Source organism: Afipia dichlorophenoxyacetatis (assembly GCF_055386385.1).
The window spans coordinates 2,621,224-2,635,748 of record NZ_AP029250.1 but is presented as its reverse complement, the minus strand read 5'-3'; the positions used below and the strand labels follow the sequence as shown (position 1 = coordinate 2,635,748).

The following is a 14,525-nucleotide window of genomic DNA, read 5'->3' as shown; positions in this document are numbered from 1 at the left end:
TTGAAAGCCCGGCTTCGTGCCGGGCTTTTTTGTTGAGCAAGTGAACCCGTGCCGCCCGATCAGGCCGCCCGCACGGTGTGCAGGAATTCGCGCAGCTCGTGCTTCAGGCGGTTGCTTTCCTCCGCCAGCGCCTTGGCCGACGATAGCACCTGCACCGAGGATGAGCCGGTGGAGGCCGCACCTTCGTTGACGCTGTTGATGTTGGTGGCGACATCGTTGGTCCCGGCAGCGGCCTGCTGCACGTTCCGTGCGATCTCCTGCGTCACCATTCCCTGCTCTTCCACAGCCGCCGCGATGGTGGTCGCGATGCGGGAGATGTTGGAAATGGTGGAGCCGACGTCCTGAATGGCGCTGGCTGATTCATTCGTTGCCGATTGAATGCCCGCGATCTGCTCGGCGATTTCCTGGGTTGCCTTGGCGGTCTGAGCCGCCAGTTCCTTCACTTCGGCTGCGACCACCGCGAAGCCCCGCCCCGCTTCGCCCGCACGTGCCGCCTCGATGGTGGCGTTCAGGGCCAGCAGGTTGGTCTGCCCGGCGATGGTCTTGATGAACTCGCTGACGTCGCCGATGCGCGCGGCTGCCTTCGTCAGGTCGCCAATACGTTGATCGGTGATGTGCGCCTGCTGAACCGCATCCGCGGAGATGCGCGTGGACATTTCCACCTGACGACCGATCTCCTTCACTGAAGATGCCATCTCCTCGGTCGCGGACGCCACCGACTGTACATTGCTCGACGCTTGCGACGAGGCCGACGCAACATTCACCGCCAGGCGCTGCGTGGTGCCGGCGATCTCGGTCAGCGATCCTGCGGCAGCTTCCAGCTCGGTGGATGCCGACGAGACCCGATCGATGATCTGGCCCACCGCCGCCTCGAACTGGTCCGCGAGTGCATTCATCTCGGTCTTGCGCTGCGCGGCGCGGGCCACAGTCTCGCGGGCGGCTTCGTCTGCTTTCGCCAGGGCCTCGTTCTCGGCATTCTGGCGGATGACAGTCACCGTCTTGGCGATGTCACCGATTTCGTCGCTGCGCGATGCGCCGGGGATCTCCGAATGGACGTCACCGTCGGCCATGGCCTGCAGGGCGCCGTTGAGCTTCTGCAGCGGCGCGGCGAGCCGCAGCACAACGAAGGCGATCGCCGCGAGGCCGATCAGGATCGCCACCACCACGAGGCCGATCATCGAGCGTTGCGCACTATCAAAGATGCCTTGAGCTGCGCTGGTTGCCTGCTTCGCACCCTTGTTGTTGAAGACAATGTCTTCATCCAGCGGCTTCAACGCATCGAGATAAGCGGCTCCGTTTGTCTCGGCGAACAGACTTTCCAGCCGGTCGCGGTCCTTCGAGAGCGCTTCCTTCTGCAGCCGGAGATACCCCTGCCATTTATCCGTGAAGGACGTCCAGTATGTCCGCTCTTCCGCATTAGAAATGAGCTTTTCATATTTCTTGCCGACAACGTCCATCGCCTCGAGATGTTCGCTCAGTGCCTTGAGACGGGCTTGACGGCTTTCACCTTCCGAGGTCGCTGCATGGATGGCATCGAGACGGACGCGCGCGGCCAGATATTTCAGCTCGCCGAGCGACTTGATCGACGGCATCCAGTTGGTGTCGATGTCTTGCGTAGAGGAATTCATCTTGTCGACCTGGGAGATGCCATACCATCCCTCACCTGCGATCATGACAACCAGCAGGGAGAGCACTCCGATCAGGGACGCCTTCAACGTGACGCGCATAATGTTCTTTCCGTTTTCCGAATCATGCCGGGGCATGTCGGGCTCGGAAAATGACCGCGAGCTATTAATCGCGTGCTAAATAAATTAAGAGGTGTCTCAATAAGCGCAAAATAATTTCCATCCTCGCGCGGAATATTCGATTGCGCGCGGTGTACCGCGCCTCGATTGTCACGAAAGATTTACAAAACGTTCCACGCGATGGAACAACGATGCGCACATGACGTGGTCCGCTGTGAACAGAGCGCCGGCCACCTCCGCACCTCAAGACGAATTCGAAAACAAAAAAAGGTCGAGCCTGGAATGATCGGGGCGCGGCCAGCGTGTGTACGGTATCGTACTCAAACGACGGCGTGTGATGACGGTCGCGTCGCGACTGATGGCATTCACCGATGTTCATCGGCCGCTATCGCGTCAGTGCCGCAGAACGATGCGTCAGCACCGCTGCCTGATCGCGTTCGGCGTCAACGCCGCGCAAAACTTTGAGCGAGGTTGTGAGCGCCTCATTCGCAGCTTATCTCGCAAGCTGCCCTCACCTTCTTCCGGAGGGATATGCCATGTCCACCGAGCGGCCCAACAACGCTTTCCTGCGCGCACTCAATGAGCAGGATTTCACCGCCATCCGGACCGAGTTGACCGCGGTCAACTTGCCACTGGCGCAAATCCTGTACGGCCCCGAACAGCCGATCCGTGCGCTCACCATCCCCACGTCCGGCATTGTGTCCTTCGTCGTCCACTTGAGCACCGGCGACGGTGTCGAAGCAGGCATGGTCGGCAATGACGGCATCATCGGCTCGTCTGCCGTACTGAATGAGACGATGGCTCTGAATACAGCCATCATTCAAATGCCCGGCGCCGGCCTTGCGCTCGATGTGGGCCTCGCTCGCAAGATTGCAGCGGAAAGCCCGAGCTTCCGACGGGCGGTTTACCGGCAAGAGCAGATCCTGTTCCTGCAATCCCAGCAATCGATCGCCTGCATTGCCAAACATCCGTTAGAGGCGCGGCTATGCCGATGGCTGCTGCGCTGCCGGGATCTTGCCGAAAGCGAAAAGCTGTCGCTGACCCAGGAATTCCTGGCCCAGATGCTCGGCGTGCAGCGCAGCACCCTCAGCGTCACCGCGCACCGGCTGCAGGCCGCGGGCCTGATCGAATACAGCCGCGGCAATATCCGCATCCTGAATCTCGAAGGCATGAAGGAATCCACCTGCGAATGTTACGGCGCGATCAAGGAGGTCGAAGGCAAGCTACTCAGCCTCGCGAAAAATTAATCGAACCTACGTCGGCAATCGGACAGACAGGCGATATTCCCCTTTCCAAAGTAATGGAACATGACGAGTGGCAGCACTCCGAATTGCGTCGCATCGACATCATTGTTTGGCGTACGGGAGTGGCTCATGAGCGAAACCCAGGCAACCCAGGCCAAATGGCGAAAACTGGCCGAGCAGTGCCGCGACGAGGCACGCAACACCCCTCAGGGAGAGGCAAGAGACGAGCTTCTCGAAAAAGCGAACAAGCTTGAAGCCGCAGCCCGCCTTGAAGGTTGGCTCAACTCGCCCGGTCTGCGCGCACCGGAAGGCAAGCGTGTATGACACATATCACTAGCCGGACATGGACGGCGGCCGATATCGAACGTTTGAAGCAATTGGTGGCATCCGGCGTCTCGGCTGCGCGGGCCGCCGTGATCTTTCACCGCAGCATCGTGTCCGTGAAGGCTCAGGCGAAGCGCTTCGGCTTCCCCTTTCCCGATGAACGGGTGTTGAAACGCGAACGCAAGGCGCGCGATATCCAAACCGGATTCTAACGATCGCCGTCGCTCTTTCCGCCAGATGCCTTGCCGCGCCGGAACGCGCCATCCGCAACGGGCGACTCTCGAAGCTCCCTGATCGACTGCGACAACTCCTGATCCGACATCGGCAGGGATGACGGCACCGTATCCGCTGACACAGTCTCGGCCGCGCCGGATGTGAACAGGCGTTGGATGAACGACAGCAAAGCGGTGAAGGGCAAAGGCAACCTCAATCGGCCAGCGACGCGGCCGTTCGCGCAATTGAACCCATCGGCATCTGCAAAGTTACCTCCGATCAGGTCCAGCCATTGTATCATTTGATACGGATGGCTGGGTCACCGGAGTATCTCGCGATGGACCTCCCTCCCCAGATCCTGCTGCGCAAGCTGAAGGAGCACTCGCGCCTCTCCGCAGCCGACGTCGCGGAAGTCAACGCGTTCAGCTACCAACTCCGCCACCTCCAGCCCGGCGAAGATTTCATCCGCCAGGGCGATGTGCCGAAGGTCGCGGTGCTCGTGATCTCGGGTATGGTGGCGCGCTACCACATGCTGGATAACGGCCAGCGGCAATATCTCTCCTTTCACATGACAGGCGACCTGCCCGACGCCCAGGCAATGTTCATCGAAGAGATGGATCACGCGGTGTGCGCCATCGGGCTTGCGACCATCGCATCCATCCCACACAAGGAGATCACGAGAGCGTTCGACCGCAAGCCGCCGGTCGGCTTCGCCATCTGGCGCGAGACGCTGATCGATGCGGCGATCTTTCGCGAAGCAATCACCAACAACAGCGCGAGATCGATGGAAGCGCGGATGGCGCATCTGTTCTGCGAATTGTTCTATCGTGCACGAGCCTCAGGCCTAGCGAAGGATAATACGTTTCATTTACCCGTCAGCCTCACGCAGCTTGGCGAGACCCTCGGCATGTCGATCGCCACCGTCAATCGCACACTCAACGAGCTTCGTGCGTCACGGACAATGGACTTTCGCAACGGCACGCTGACGATTCAGAACTGGCGCAAGCTCGTGCAAATCGGGAAGTTCAATCCGCGTTATCTTCATCTCAAGAAGGCGCCGCTTTGAGAACGACGATCCTTGATTCTCTGCAATACAAGGGCAAACGTGTTTCAATCTGAACACCTGTTCAGAAAATTCCACGCCGCATTTCAGGAACGCAGCTCACCATCGCGTGTTCTCTCTCTGCATTGAACAGAGGAGATCATGCATGAAAAGAATCGCTTTGGCTCTCGCGACCGTTTCCGCCTTTGTCTTCACCCTGCCGTCGCTCGCTTCGGCAAAGACGGTGATCATCAAGCACGGACATCACCACATGGACCACGGCTGGCATCACGGCCATGGCAAGAAGGTCGTCGTCATCAAGCATGGTCATCACGACTAAAGCAAAATGGCCCCGATTATCGGGGCCATTTTTTCAATTTCACTTCTAACACGATGACCTCATTGATCAGCGCGATGCCGATGCGAGGAAACATCAGCATCAATCCGCTCGAACGTTCGGCATTCTCGAAGGCCGAGCATGAGGAGGCTCGATACGCCCGGCTCACCCCCGCTTGGGAGGTTTCAGGCCGGGACTTTCGGCCCATCGCCGCACTTCCTCTTCCGTGGAAATGCGTTTGGTCGGCGTGGGCTTCTTCTCTGGTTTGGGGTCGTCAGATTTTTCTGTCATGCAGACAGTCTACGCCTGCCCGCATCAGAGTCGAAGCACAAAATTCATTCAACACGTTGATTTTAAATGAGTTTACCGCTCACTTTGAGCCATCGCCTCACTCTCACGGAACTTATTCAATTGAGTAACGTTGGTTGATTACTCAATTTGATGAATTTTGAGAAAGGCCATGAACCCTTCACGTGAAGAACGCCTCCAGATCATGTTGTCGCCCGCCGAGCTGGCCGTTATCGACGACTTCCGCTTCAAGCACCGCATGCCAACCCGAGCCGCTGCGGTCCGTGAACTGCTAAAGATGGGCTTGGCGTCAGCTGGCGTCACTGCCGACGGATCGAAGTCGAGCAACTACGGCGTCTTCGGGCGCGGCACCGACGGCCATCACAATACCGGCGAATCCTGAATCATCCTGTCCGTGCACGAAATGACACCACTCACTACGGCATGCGGGCGTTATGCTTTTGAGGTACGGAACAATTACCACAAAGACCACTTTGACTTCCGTGACCTTGTTCGCCGAAGATGCCGAGGACCCAACAGGTCGAGGCAGGGCCGCGAGATGGATCTCGAAAGGAGATTCAGTATGGCCGAGTCAAATCCATCTGAAATTCACGGGATCGAAGATCGCCGAAAATTTCTCGCCGCGTGCGGAAAATTCGCGGTCGTAACTCCACCCGTAATTACACTGTTGCTGTCGACGTCACTCAACTCGCCGGCCGTAGCGGGCTCAGGTGGCGGCTGGTCAAGGCACGATCCCGGTTGCGATCGCGATTAAATTATTCGACGACAGATAACCCGCTCTGCGGCGAGAAAGCCGCAGCGCGGTGTGCGTTTCTTTTTCGCTTTTAACGGACGCGCAAGAATTTCGCGAGACACGGGCCTGCGTATCAGACGTAGTCCACAGCGCTCCATGATGCCTTCTTTAGAAATTGGAGCACCAGGAGGTATCGTTGCCGATATCCCTGCATCGGTCCCCGGTATCGGGATCGATCCATGTGCGCTGACGCTGCGTGTTCCGATACCGCCAGCCGCGGCTCAACATACATTTCTTGTATTGGGGAGGCGTGACGTCACCATTCATGACGGGTCCGAGCCGTTGGTCGCAATATTGAGCAGCGACATCTAGAGTATCTTCGCTATGGTGCTGTTTGCGCACATCATCGTAAATTGATGTATCTGCGTGAGCTACAACCACCGCCCCCAAGAGCAATAAACCCGCGATAACAGAACGCTTCATGTCAGATCTCCCTTTTAACGACAGTGGGTTACTGACATTGGTGGCGGCTACTTCAGATTGCGTTCGAGATCGGCGGATTACAAATTTGACAGGTGATGGCGCACATAGAGAGGTGGGGCTGAACGCCCTGTACAGATAAAGCTTAGGGACGGCTGGCTCCGTTCGGAGAAAAGAAACGCACAGCCTCCCCCGCGCGCACCTCGCGTGATGCGATGCGCGAATGAGGGATCACCAACAAGCTTACAGCAGCGCGATCCACACAAGGGTGATCGCAGCCACCGTTCCACCGAGCGCAATCGCCCAGTCGGTCGGTTCGTTGGCGTTCCAGTCGTAATCGTGGTCGTGGCTACTCATGAGACGTAAAACCACACATGCGCGTATATGTTCCTTGGAACCGATGGCATGTCCGCGCGTGATAGCCTTGGCACTTCACATTCAGGAGAGCGCGTCATGCGGTGGCCGAGCCCTTCAGAGCCTTGTCACGGCGGCAGCGGACAGACCGACGACGGGAAACCCAGGCTGAGTGAAGACGATATTCAGCGCGCCGAGCTCGGCCCTCGCGGCGTTCCGGACGCACCGGATCCTGCCCGGATGACACCGCAGCAGGCCAAGAACATATCCCCCGACGCCAACCCGCCACACACCGCATGACCGGGGCCAATTGCGTCGCAAGGTCAGCGTTGTCGCAGGGCACGGAACACGCGAAGGCCTGACGGGTTGTGTTGGCCAAACGTTCGATCGTGAGGCCACACAATGACCGAGATCACGAGCCTGACCTGGAAGCCCGAACAGACAGAGCACCTGCGGAAGCTGGTCGCCAAAGGCGTGCCGCCGGTGCGGGCTTCGGCCATTTTCAAGCGTTCACCGGATGCCGTGAAACTGCATGCCCAGATCTCCGGATTTCCGTTTCCGGATTGCCGCGATGCGGTGACGGAGCAGCGGCGCAAGCAGGCCGCCGTGCGCAAGTTTCTGGGACTGCCGGTGTCCGAGTGACGCCATCTGCTTTCCAGCACTCCAGCGCCATCACAAGCGGTGCATCGTGATCTGACGTGGCGAAATTGCAATCGCTCTATGCATGGGAATCATGCAATAATCCGGAACGGAATTGCTGCCACCGAATTGCCCATTTTTAAATTGGGCTGAACATTCCGGGCTGCACCATGAAAATCATCAACGCTATCGCCGAAGATCGCCTGCTGTGCTGGGCGGTTGCCACCGCGCTCGTCATCCTGATGTTCGAGCTGGTGCTGTGAGGCCTTGAATCTCACCACGGCATGAAGGTCGCGACGTTCAACGTCAACAACATCAATAAGCGCTTGCCGCTCCTTCTGGCATGGCTGAAGAAAGCCAAGCCTGACATTGTTTGCCTTCAGGAATTGAAGTGCGAACCGTCCGCCTTTCCCGAAGCCGCGCTGCGGCGAGCCGGATATGCCTCCGCATGGGAGAGCGAACGAAGCTGGAATGGCGTCGCCATCCTGGCGCGCAAGACCGAACCTGTCGTGACGCGTCGCAGGCTTCCGGGCGATCCAAAGGATCATCAGGCGCGCTATATCGAAGCGGCTGTTAGTGGCGTCATTGTCGCGTCGCTTTATCTTCCGAATGGCAATCCGCAGCCGGGGCCGAAGTTTACTTACAAAATGCAATGGTTCGCGCGCCTCGCCCGCCATGCAGCCGCGCTGCAGAAGAAGCGCGTGCCGGTGATCTTGGCAGGCGACTATAACGTCGCGCCGACACCGATCGATATCTATCCGACCACATCATGGAATAAGGATGCGCTCGTGCAGCCTAAACCCCGGCAGGCGTTCGCCCGCCTGCTCGACAAGGGGTGGACCGATGCGTTGCGCCATGTCAGTGGCGAGAAGCGCATCTATACATTCTGGACCTATTGGCGCGAGCGCTATGAGAAGGATCACGGCCTTCGGATTGACCACCTGCTGCTGAGCGAAGTTCTGGTTGCGCGATTGTCCCGCGCCGGCGTAGATCGCAAGGCTCGAGGCCTCATTGGGGCAAGCGATCATGCGCCGGTCTGGATTGCGCTCGATTGAGCAGGCGCAGCGAAGCCGCCTTATCCGCCGGTCAAGACAGCGAACCGAACCCCCGCGCTGTCCATCATGAAAAAATGATCGGAAATACCGCGGAGTCCAAACGATAGTACCGTCCCGTCCAAGCCACGCAACCTGACTGCTGCTAAGCACGGCGGACTGATCCCACGAGGACAGCGTGCCTGGCCGGTGAACCACATGGAAAGATTTCTCGACCTCGCCATCCTTCCCGTTGTGCTGGTCTATCTACTTCTTGTCGGAGCGTTCCTTGTGATGGGCACGCTTTTGATTGCGAAAGTACGTCGAGATCGCGGCGTGTGGGGCGACAATCTGTAACTGCTCCGGGGAAGGAGTCATCTATCCAGATCACGGTGGCTACGTCTTCCCCTGCAGCAGCGTTTTGATTCCGAGCCACAGCGCGCCGGCTGCACCGGCAACGATGATTGTGACCATGGCCCTGATCGTCAAACTTTGCGCCTGCTCGACGCTCTTGCGCCACTTGCGCAGATGAATGAAGTCGGCCCGCAGCTCCGCCCTGTCCTCTTCCTCGATCCCGAACGATGTCAGCATCGTGGAGATCGTGCGCTGAACAGCTTCCTCCGTCTCCGCGCCATAGAGACGCTTCTGTTCGGCAAGGACTTCGGCAATGATGGCCTTGACTTCATGATCGTGCATGGCCGCCTCTTACCTATCGCTTGATAATGCGTGCGATGTTCTCGAAGCCGCGCTTGGCGAAATAAAACGCGACGATGAGGTTGGCCGTCGTCTCGGCGAAGCCCGCCAATGGATCGGTCACGCCCCATCCCATCACCTTATCGATGATCAGAAGCTTGGCGAAATAGATCGCCACCGCGTACCCCATGATTTTGTCGGGCTCATACCAATGACCGATCTCGGCGATGCGGTATTGGGTCTGCAGCTCCGCCTCGCGCTGCTGCAGCAGAATTTCCTTCGCCGCGAGGTCCGCTGCGATGCCGGCATCGGTGTTGCCAGCAGCAAGCTTCGCCTTATACGCATCGAGCGCCTTGCCCAGCAGCGGCCCTGCGAGAAAATTTCCGAGCCAGGACCAGAACATGATCAGGCCGCCGGCTTGATGACGTCGACGACTTTGGCGACGCCGTTGTCATCCTTCTGCGTCACGATCTGCGGCGGATTATCGGTAATCCGGCGCAAATATGCGAATAGCAGGCCGACGCCGACCATGCTGACGGGCAGTGCCCACGCTGGAATTTTCGCCGTCAGGGGCGTCCAGTCCTGCCCCGTGACGATCGGCAACGCCTGGTCATACAAACCGACAAAGAAACCCGCGAGCATGGTCAACCGTGCGGCGATGCGCGTGCGCCAGCCGACGACCTTGGCCCGCACCTTATCGACAAACGACGCCTCCGCCTTAAAGGCCTCGGAAAATGCAGGCTGGGTTTTCAGGATCGGGCGGATAATGAAAATATAAACTGAAACAACGATAGCAACGACAAACAGAACAATTGCAAGCATGTCATCTCCTTATGCAGCGCGTTTGAAGATCAATGAAAAGAGTCCAGCGATCAGTGCGCCGATGCTGCCTCTGGCTGGATTGGTGGGTGATGGAGCGGATGGCATGGCCGGCGGCTTCACCGCGACGACCGCGAGTTTCTCAGCAGTCTCGAACTTGATGCTGGCGTCGATCTGCATCATCGCGAGGATGAGACCGGTGCAGCCGAGCTGCTTGTCGACGACGTTCGGATCGAACTTGCCGTCTGCGATGTATTTGCCTTTGACGTACTGATCGGTCCCGGACCAAATGTAAGGACTCGGGATGCCGCGGTTGAAATATCCCAACCCATTATATTGCTCGAGCATGGTCAGCAGACCGCCGACGGTCCAGTCCATGTTGCGCGCGGCATACGGCGCACAGTTCGTCAGGGCATCAACGGCAGCGTCTTCGAATGACGCGAATGGCCCCCGCCCCTTCGGGACGTGGGTTGATGTCTTATTCCACGGATCCCCCTGCGCGAGACTGCGCGCCCAATCCTGCGAAGACTCGCGCTGGTGCACTACGGCGATGAAGAACCATGGCACCCCGGTTTTCGCCTCGATGGCCTGGTACCGCGCCTTGGCGGCTGAGGAAGCGAGCCGAGCCGCGACGAGCCCAAATTCAGAACCACGCGTGAGCTTTGCATTTTGCCAACGCACAGCATTCCGCGCCCGCAGGGATGCGAGGTCTGGCATAGGATTCTCCATGTGGAATTGGCCCGCGAGGGCGGGATGTAACCCGCAACGGACGTTGAAATCGGCTATTCGGCGGTTGCGGTTACCCGCCTGACTGCTCTAGGTTCCTGCCCGCAATGGGCAGAGGGAATGGATCGTGAAGTTGAAAGTCTTGGTATTCGGGCTGCTATTTGCGCTCGCCGTTCTTCAGGCGTTCAGTGCGGTCAAGAAAGAAAGTGCGGAAAAGCCATTCTACTCTAATCCGACGACTTATGTGCTCAGCGCAGAGTGCGCCCGAACGACCGGAAAAGTTTTAATTCTTTGCAGCGACGACAAGATACGAGCCATCGCCGAGGAGAGCATCGGAGACGATCCCGGTCATGCGCTGTTTCTTGGAATCTACGCCGCTCTCACAGGGCAACCCGCCCATTTGACCGATTACGCCGTAGTCAACGCGGTGATTAACGTTACAGGAATTGTAGCCCTTACGGCCCTTCTCTACTGGCTGAAGCTCCCGGCCGCCTCGATTTTCTTTCTTGCTGTGGCGCCTCTCGTATCGCAGCGTTATTTGTTCAACAGCATGCACACCTCGCACTTCGGCGCTACGTGCCTCGCCATGATTCCAGCGATTTTTATCTTAGCGACAGCACCTCTCGACAAGCGCAGATCGGCAAAAACTTGGTTTATCGCTGCGATCATTGGGCTCGGTATCGCAAGCTTGATTCGCCAATCGGCGGGACTTATGGGGCTTGTCGCCGGACTACTTGCGGTCTCCTATCGAATCTTCGCAGCACCGCGAACAATCCACAATCTGGCGTTCTATACTGTTGCCCTTGTTGCGTTGTACGTCTCGTACAACACGCCAGCCATCGTATTTAAGGCCAGAGACGTTGCCTATGGCTTGCAACCATCCGAGCAGATGGAAACACACGGAATTTGGCACAATCTCTATATCGGTCTCGGCGCCGCCGACAATCCATTTGGTATCAGTTGGGTTGACTCCAATGGCCTTGAACATGCGAGAGCAATCAACCCTTCCGTCAAATACGCCAGCAAGGAATATTACGACATCCTGAAGGTCGCTTACTTCGATGTCGTCAAGAAGTATCCGTTGGCCGTCGCGCGCGTCTATGCTGAAAAACTCGCAATGGCCGTCAGGCATGGAAAAATTTGGGTCATGCTCCTTGCCTCTCTCATTCCAGTATTATTGCTGCGTTTCTCAGGCCCGGCCCAGAAATTTTTCCCGGAAGGGATTGATGCTACGCTCCTAGTTAGCAGTCTCTTTGTATGCTTCTTCTTGGCACAAGCCGCGCTATTCCACTATGCGATGCAGTTTCTGTATCCGATCACGGTTTCATTCACCCTGATGTGTGGCATCTCTGTTGAGCTTGTTGTGAGGAGATATCTACGCGCTACAACTGGCGCCTCGCTCTCCGCTGGGTCGCCCGGCCATCAAGCTTGACGAAGCTCGGATCGCGTTCGAATGGTTCCGCGGAGGCCAGAGCCCTCAATCATGGCGTTGGCGAAGGAGGCGCACCAGGGATCGCCTTCGGACCCACAGTGAGCAGCGGAAATATACTGCCGGATCGCCGGTCCCCGGTTCTCGGGTAACTCTCGGGTACCAACCTCCTTTAGAGCTGCGAAAAACCAAGCGCGCGCCCCCGCAAAAATGCGAGATCGGGCACATCCATCTCTCCAGTTGTTGAAAGTAAGCGCGCCTCGCCCAGCCGTAAACACGGTTGCGTGAGTGGGTATTTACTTCCAAATACGTGTATCGGATAACGTGGTGCCGTGAAGCCGTCGCGGCCAATAAATGGGGTCAGCACCTTGTCTGCTGGGCTTCAACCATTCCCGGCACCAGCCGGGACAGCGTAGAGGGCTGTCGTGGAGAGAGTACGCAACGCCCGGATAGGAACCGCGAATTTCGTTGCGATTATTTCATGTGATACGGGGCCATCTGCCCCATGAAGATCACCCGGAAATTCGCCGGCGCCGTTCTCCTTGCCACAGCCATCGCAACGCCAAGCTATCTGGCGCTCCACTACCGTGCCCGCGCCCGTGTTGCTGATTTCGACGGAGATCTGTCGAATGAAATCGTGCGCCGGGATGCCGGGCTGGCCATAATAGGTCCTCTCGATCCGAAGCGGGCCGCGCTCGCGGTACGCGATTATATCTATCGAACGTATCGGCTCGAGCCTGAGAGATTACCCAATGCTAGCCCCGCAATGCGCTATGCATCACTTTCATCCCCCGATGGCACGATGTTTTGCGGAGGAGCTGGCGTTGCATATGTTTGGGCGCTGCAGGCAATCGGTATTCCAGCAAGGTTTATCCAGCTTGCCGGCGATGACTTTCTCGATGGCATCGACGGCTTCGATACACACGTCACCGTCGAGGCATTCCTGGACGGCGCGTGGCAGATCTCCGACCCCACGTATAACGTTTCTGTCGCGTGCTCGACCGACCCGGCTAAGCCAATTGCCACCCCAGAAGCGCGGGCCTGCATAAAGGACGGTCATTCGCTCGTTTTAACTCCGGGCAAAACGCAGATAGCCGAAAAAACAAAATGGGGCTCAAAAATCGCAGATCCAAAAGTTTACCAAAGGTATTTTTCAGCATATACGCGGGGCAAAGTATCTTCACCAATCCGATCTGAGCGAGTCGATACTTTCCCCCAAGACTGGTATGAGACAGCTGTGAAACTAGCAGCTGACTGTGGCGTTCAACTCGGCCTGAATATGCAGTGTCAGTGAGCGGTGACGGCAGTTTTGCATCAAGGCACCGCCGCGGCTCGTTGACTGAAGCAAGTAACCCAACCCCTTGTCTGAACCGGTCGTTCTTCTCAACTGATGACACAACAATGCAACGATTAGTCATCACCGGTGACACCGGCTTTGTCGGACAAAACCTCGCGAGTTATCTGCGCGGAGAGTACGAACTCGCTCGCATCGGTCGCCAGCTTCAGGCACCGGCGGCCGGCCCAGACAATGATTGTTGCTGGGACGACATCCCTCCGGATTATTTGAACGGCGCTGCAGCCGTCATTCATCTGGCAGGCAAGGCGCATGACGTTCATGGCACGTCGAATGCCGATGACTACTTTACGGTCAATACCGGGCTGACGTCCCGTCTCTTCGATCTTTTCCTGCAGAGTACAGCGCGCGATTTCTTTTTCTTCAGCAGCGTAAAAGCAATTGCCGACGAAGTGAGCGATGTCCTTTACGAGACATCAGCACCTGCACCTCGAACGCCTTATGGGCGATCCAAGCTGGCTGCTGAACAGTACATTGCCAGCCGCGAACTGCCGCCGGGAAAGCGCGTCTTTATCCTGCGCCCCAGCATGATTCATGGTCCCGGCAACAAGGGAAACCTGAATTTGCTCTACAGGTTTGTTAAAAGCGGAATCCCCTATCCGCTCGCGGCATTTCAGAACAAGCGCTCGTTCCTTAGCGTTGAAAATCTATGTTACGCGGTGGCGACGCTGCTGCAGCGACCCGAGATTCCTGGTGGCGCCTATCAGCTCGCAGATGACGATGCACTCTCCACGAATGAAGTCATTCAACTGATTGCCACGGCGCTGCACCGAAAACCTCGCCTGTGGAAACTCCCCCCCGGACTTCTGGAGACGGCGGCTCGCGCTGGAGATACACTTCGCCTGCCGCTGACCACGGAGCGGCTGCGTAAGTTGACCGAAAACTATGTGGTCGATAATCGGAAGATAAAAGAAGCCCTTCAAATCTCGCGATTTCCGGTCGACGCAAGAGAAGGCCTGTCGGAAACTATCAAAAGCTTCGGTTGAGTTCCGCAGGACATCCATAGGACCCGAAAGAAAGATCTGCCTCAAGGCAGCTGAGGGCCGTGGATTG

21 protein-coding genes are annotated in these 14,525 nt (G+C 57.6%); 13 read left to right on the top strand and 8 right to left on the bottom strand.

The window, feature by feature from the left end; genetic code table 11:
* Positions 1-59: 59 nt before the first annotated feature.
* Positions 60-1,763 (bottom strand): methyl-accepting chemotaxis protein, encoded by a 1,704-nt coding sequence (locus ACZ5C3_RS12295; protein WP_464037935.1) that lies wholly within the window; start codon positions 1,761-1,763, stop codon positions 60-62.
* A 518-nt stretch (positions 1,764-2,281) separates the two neighbouring features.
* Between ACZ5C3_RS12295 and ACZ5C3_RS12290 the strand changes: the two genes are divergently transcribed.
* From ACZ5C3_RS12290 to ACZ5C3_RS12280, 3 genes are all read left to right on the top strand, one after another.
* Positions 2,282-2,992 carry a Crp/Fnr family transcriptional regulator gene (locus tag ACZ5C3_RS12290; RefSeq protein ID WP_464037934.1) on the top strand — a complete coding sequence of 237 codons (711 nt, stop codon included), beginning with the start codon at positions 2,282-2,284 and terminating at the stop codon, positions 2,990-2,992.
* Positions 2,993-3,118: 126 nt separating this feature from the next.
* Positions 3,119-3,313: a hypothetical protein gene (locus ACZ5C3_RS12285; RefSeq protein WP_464037933.1), complete on the top strand. Its 195-nt coding sequence runs from the start codon at positions 3,119-3,121 to the stop codon at positions 3,311-3,313.
* Entirely contained in the window at positions 3,310-3,525 is a 216-nt protein-coding gene (locus tag ACZ5C3_RS12280) for a hypothetical protein (RefSeq protein WP_464037932.1), read from the top strand. Before ACZ5C3_RS12285 ends, ACZ5C3_RS12280 begins: the two co-directional genes overlap by 4 nt.
* Here the strand turns inward: ACZ5C3_RS12280 and ACZ5C3_RS12275 are convergent.
* Entirely contained in the window at positions 3,522-3,731 is a 210-nt protein-coding gene (locus tag ACZ5C3_RS12275) for a hypothetical protein (RefSeq protein ID WP_464037931.1), read from the bottom strand. The two genes, ACZ5C3_RS12280 and ACZ5C3_RS12275, sit on opposite strands and share 4 nt — an antisense overlap.
* A gap of 132 nt (positions 3,732-3,863) precedes the next feature.
* On the opposite strand from ACZ5C3_RS12275, the gene ACZ5C3_RS12270 reads away from it, so the two are divergent.
* Together ACZ5C3_RS12270 and ACZ5C3_RS12265 are read left to right on the top strand one after the other, a co-directional pair.
* Positions 3,864-4,592, top strand: a complete 729-nt coding sequence (locus ACZ5C3_RS12270) for a Crp/Fnr family transcriptional regulator (protein ID WP_464037930.1) — start codon at positions 3,864-3,866, stop codon at positions 4,590-4,592.
* 142 nt (positions 4,593-4,734) lie between these two features.
* Entirely contained in the window at positions 4,735-4,908 is a 174-nt protein-coding gene (locus ACZ5C3_RS12265; protein WP_464037929.1) for a hypothetical protein, read from the top strand.
* A gap of 16 nt (positions 4,909-4,924) precedes the next feature.
* Here the strand turns inward: ACZ5C3_RS12265 and ACZ5C3_RS12260 are convergent, their stop codons facing one another.
* Positions 4,925-5,113 carry a hypothetical protein gene (locus ACZ5C3_RS12260; protein WP_464037928.1) on the bottom strand — a complete coding sequence of 63 codons (189 nt, stop codon included), beginning with the start codon at positions 5,111-5,113 and terminating at the stop codon, positions 4,925-4,927.
* Positions 5,114-5,365: 252 nt separating this feature from the next.
* On the opposite strand from ACZ5C3_RS12260, the gene ACZ5C3_RS12255 reads away from it, so the two are divergent.
* Positions 5,366-5,596 (top strand): hypothetical protein, encoded by a 231-nt coding sequence (locus tag ACZ5C3_RS12255; protein ID WP_464044734.1) that lies wholly within the window; start codon positions 5,366-5,368, stop codon positions 5,594-5,596.
* A 519-nt stretch (positions 5,597-6,115) separates the two neighbouring features.
* On the opposite strand, the gene ACZ5C3_RS12250 is transcribed toward ACZ5C3_RS12255, so the two are convergent.
* On the bottom strand, positions 6,116-6,430 hold the full coding sequence (locus ACZ5C3_RS12250) for a hypothetical protein (RefSeq protein ID WP_464037926.1): 315 nt from the start codon (positions 6,428-6,430) through the stop codon (positions 6,116-6,118).
* A gap of 450 nt (positions 6,431-6,880) precedes the next feature.
* On the opposite strand from ACZ5C3_RS12250, the gene ACZ5C3_RS12245 reads away from it, so the two are divergent.
* The 4 genes from ACZ5C3_RS12245 (at position 6,881) to ACZ5C3_RS12230 (ending at position 8,808) form a co-directional block, all read left to right on the top strand.
* Positions 6,881-7,081 (top strand): hypothetical protein, encoded by a 201-nt coding sequence (locus tag ACZ5C3_RS12245; RefSeq protein ID WP_464037925.1) that lies wholly within the window; start codon positions 6,881-6,883, stop codon positions 7,079-7,081.
* 102 nt (positions 7,082-7,183) lie between these two features.
* Positions 7,184-7,423 carry a hypothetical protein gene (locus ACZ5C3_RS12240; protein WP_464037924.1) on the top strand — a complete coding sequence of 80 codons (240 nt, stop codon included), beginning with the start codon at positions 7,184-7,186 and terminating at the stop codon, positions 7,421-7,423.
* A gap of 281 nt (positions 7,424-7,704) precedes the next feature.
* The gene (locus ACZ5C3_RS12235; protein WP_464037923.1) at positions 7,705-8,475 is read left to right on the top strand and encodes an exodeoxyribonuclease III; all 771 of its coding nucleotides are present in this window, start codon (positions 7,705-7,707) and stop codon (positions 8,473-8,475) included.
* Between the two features lie 195 nt (positions 8,476-8,670).
* Positions 8,671-8,808, top strand: coding sequence for a hypothetical protein (locus ACZ5C3_RS12230; protein ID WP_464037922.1), 138 nt, complete (start codon positions 8,671-8,673; stop codon positions 8,806-8,808).
* A gap of 39 nt (positions 8,809-8,847) precedes the next feature.
* Here the strand turns inward: ACZ5C3_RS12230 and ACZ5C3_RS12225 are convergent, their stop codons facing one another.
* The 4 genes from ACZ5C3_RS12225 to ACZ5C3_RS12210 are packed head-to-tail and all read right to left on the bottom strand — an operon-like array spanning position 8,848 to position 10,680.
* Positions 8,848-9,147, bottom strand: a complete 300-nt coding sequence (locus ACZ5C3_RS12225; RefSeq protein WP_464037921.1) for a hypothetical protein — start codon at positions 9,145-9,147, stop codon at positions 8,848-8,850.
* 13 nt (positions 9,148-9,160) lie between these two features.
* A complete protein-coding gene (locus ACZ5C3_RS12220; protein WP_464037920.1) occupies positions 9,161-9,547 on the bottom strand; it encodes a hypothetical protein in 387 nt (128 codons plus the stop codon).
* A 2-nt stretch (positions 9,548-9,549) separates the two neighbouring features.
* A complete protein-coding gene (locus ACZ5C3_RS12215) occupies positions 9,550-9,966 on the bottom strand; it encodes a hypothetical protein (RefSeq protein WP_464037919.1) in 417 nt (138 codons plus the stop codon).
* Positions 9,967-9,975: 9 nt separating this feature from the next.
* Complete coding sequence (locus ACZ5C3_RS12210; protein ID WP_464037918.1) at positions 9,976-10,680, bottom strand: hypothetical protein; 705 nt, start codon at positions 10,678-10,680, stop codon at positions 9,976-9,978.
* A 136-nt stretch (positions 10,681-10,816) separates the two neighbouring features.
* Here ACZ5C3_RS12210 and ACZ5C3_RS12205 point away from each other — a divergent pair, with 136 nt between their 5' ends.
* From ACZ5C3_RS12205 to ACZ5C3_RS12195, 3 genes are all read left to right on the top strand, one after another.
* Positions 10,817-12,121 (top strand): hypothetical protein, encoded by a 1,305-nt coding sequence (locus tag ACZ5C3_RS12205; RefSeq protein WP_464037917.1) that lies wholly within the window; start codon positions 10,817-10,819, stop codon positions 12,119-12,121.
* 502 nt (positions 12,122-12,623) lie between these two features.
* Positions 12,624-13,412, top strand: coding sequence for a transglutaminase domain-containing protein (locus ACZ5C3_RS12200; protein WP_464037916.1), 789 nt, complete (start codon positions 12,624-12,626; stop codon positions 13,410-13,412).
* A complete protein-coding gene (locus ACZ5C3_RS12195; protein WP_464044733.1) occupies positions 13,409-14,458 on the top strand; it encodes an NAD-dependent epimerase/dehydratase family protein in 1,050 nt (349 codons plus the stop codon). The genes ACZ5C3_RS12200 and ACZ5C3_RS12195 overlap by 4 nt, the downstream gene beginning before the upstream one ends.
* Positions 14,459-14,525: the final 67 nt, after the last annotated feature.

Coding starts and splice junctions, on each gene's coding strand:
- ACZ5C3_RS12295 (WP_464037935.1), bottom strand. CDS start 1,763: ATGCCCCGGCATGATTCGGAAAACGGAAAGAACATTATGCGCGTCACG.
- ACZ5C3_RS12290 (WP_464037934.1), top strand. CDS start 2,282: ATGTCCACCGAGCGGCCCAACAACGCTTTCCTGCGCGCACTCAATGAG.
- ACZ5C3_RS12285 (WP_464037933.1), top strand. CDS start 3,119: ATGAGCGAAACCCAGGCAACCCAGGCCAAATGGCGAAAACTGGCCGAG.
- ACZ5C3_RS12280 (WP_464037932.1), top strand. CDS start 3,310: ATGACACATATCACTAGCCGGACATGGACGGCGGCCGATATCGAACGT.
- ACZ5C3_RS12270 (WP_464037930.1), top strand. CDS start 3,864: ATGGACCTCCCTCCCCAGATCCTGCTGCGCAAGCTGAAGGAGCACTCG.
- ACZ5C3_RS12265 (WP_464037929.1), top strand. CDS start 4,735: ATGAAAAGAATCGCTTTGGCTCTCGCGACCGTTTCCGCCTTTGTCTTC.
- ACZ5C3_RS12260 (WP_464037928.1), bottom strand. CDS start 5,113: ATGGGCCGAAAGTCCCGGCCTGAAACCTCCCAAGCGGGGGTGAGCCGG.
- ACZ5C3_RS12255 (WP_464044734.1), top strand. CDS start 5,366: ATGAACCCTTCACGTGAAGAACGCCTCCAGATCATGTTGTCGCCCGCC.
- ACZ5C3_RS12250 (WP_464037926.1), bottom strand. CDS start 6,430: ATGAAGCGTTCTGTTATCGCGGGTTTATTGCTCTTGGGGGCGGTGGTT.
- ACZ5C3_RS12245 (WP_464037925.1), top strand. CDS start 6,881: ATGCGGTGGCCGAGCCCTTCAGAGCCTTGTCACGGCGGCAGCGGACAG.
- ACZ5C3_RS12240 (WP_464037924.1), top strand. CDS start 7,184: ATGACCGAGATCACGAGCCTGACCTGGAAGCCCGAACAGACAGAGCAC.
- ACZ5C3_RS12235 (WP_464037923.1), top strand. CDS start 7,705: ATGAAGGTCGCGACGTTCAACGTCAACAACATCAATAAGCGCTTGCCG.
- ACZ5C3_RS12230 (WP_464037922.1), top strand. CDS start 8,671: ATGGAAAGATTTCTCGACCTCGCCATCCTTCCCGTTGTGCTGGTCTAT.
- ACZ5C3_RS12225 (WP_464037921.1), bottom strand. CDS start 9,147: ATGCACGATCATGAAGTCAAGGCCATCATTGCCGAAGTCCTTGCCGAA.
- ACZ5C3_RS12220 (WP_464037920.1), bottom strand. CDS start 9,547: ATGTTCTGGTCCTGGCTCGGAAATTTTCTCGCAGGGCCGCTGCTGGGC.
- ACZ5C3_RS12215 (WP_464037919.1), bottom strand. CDS start 9,966: ATGCTTGCAATTGTTCTGTTTGTCGTTGCTATCGTTGTTTCAGTTTAT.
- ACZ5C3_RS12210 (WP_464037918.1), bottom strand. CDS start 10,680: ATGCCAGACCTCGCATCCCTGCGGGCGCGGAATGCTGTGCGTTGGCAA.
- ACZ5C3_RS12200 (WP_464037916.1), top strand. CDS start 12,624: ATGAAGATCACCCGGAAATTCGCCGGCGCCGTTCTCCTTGCCACAGCC.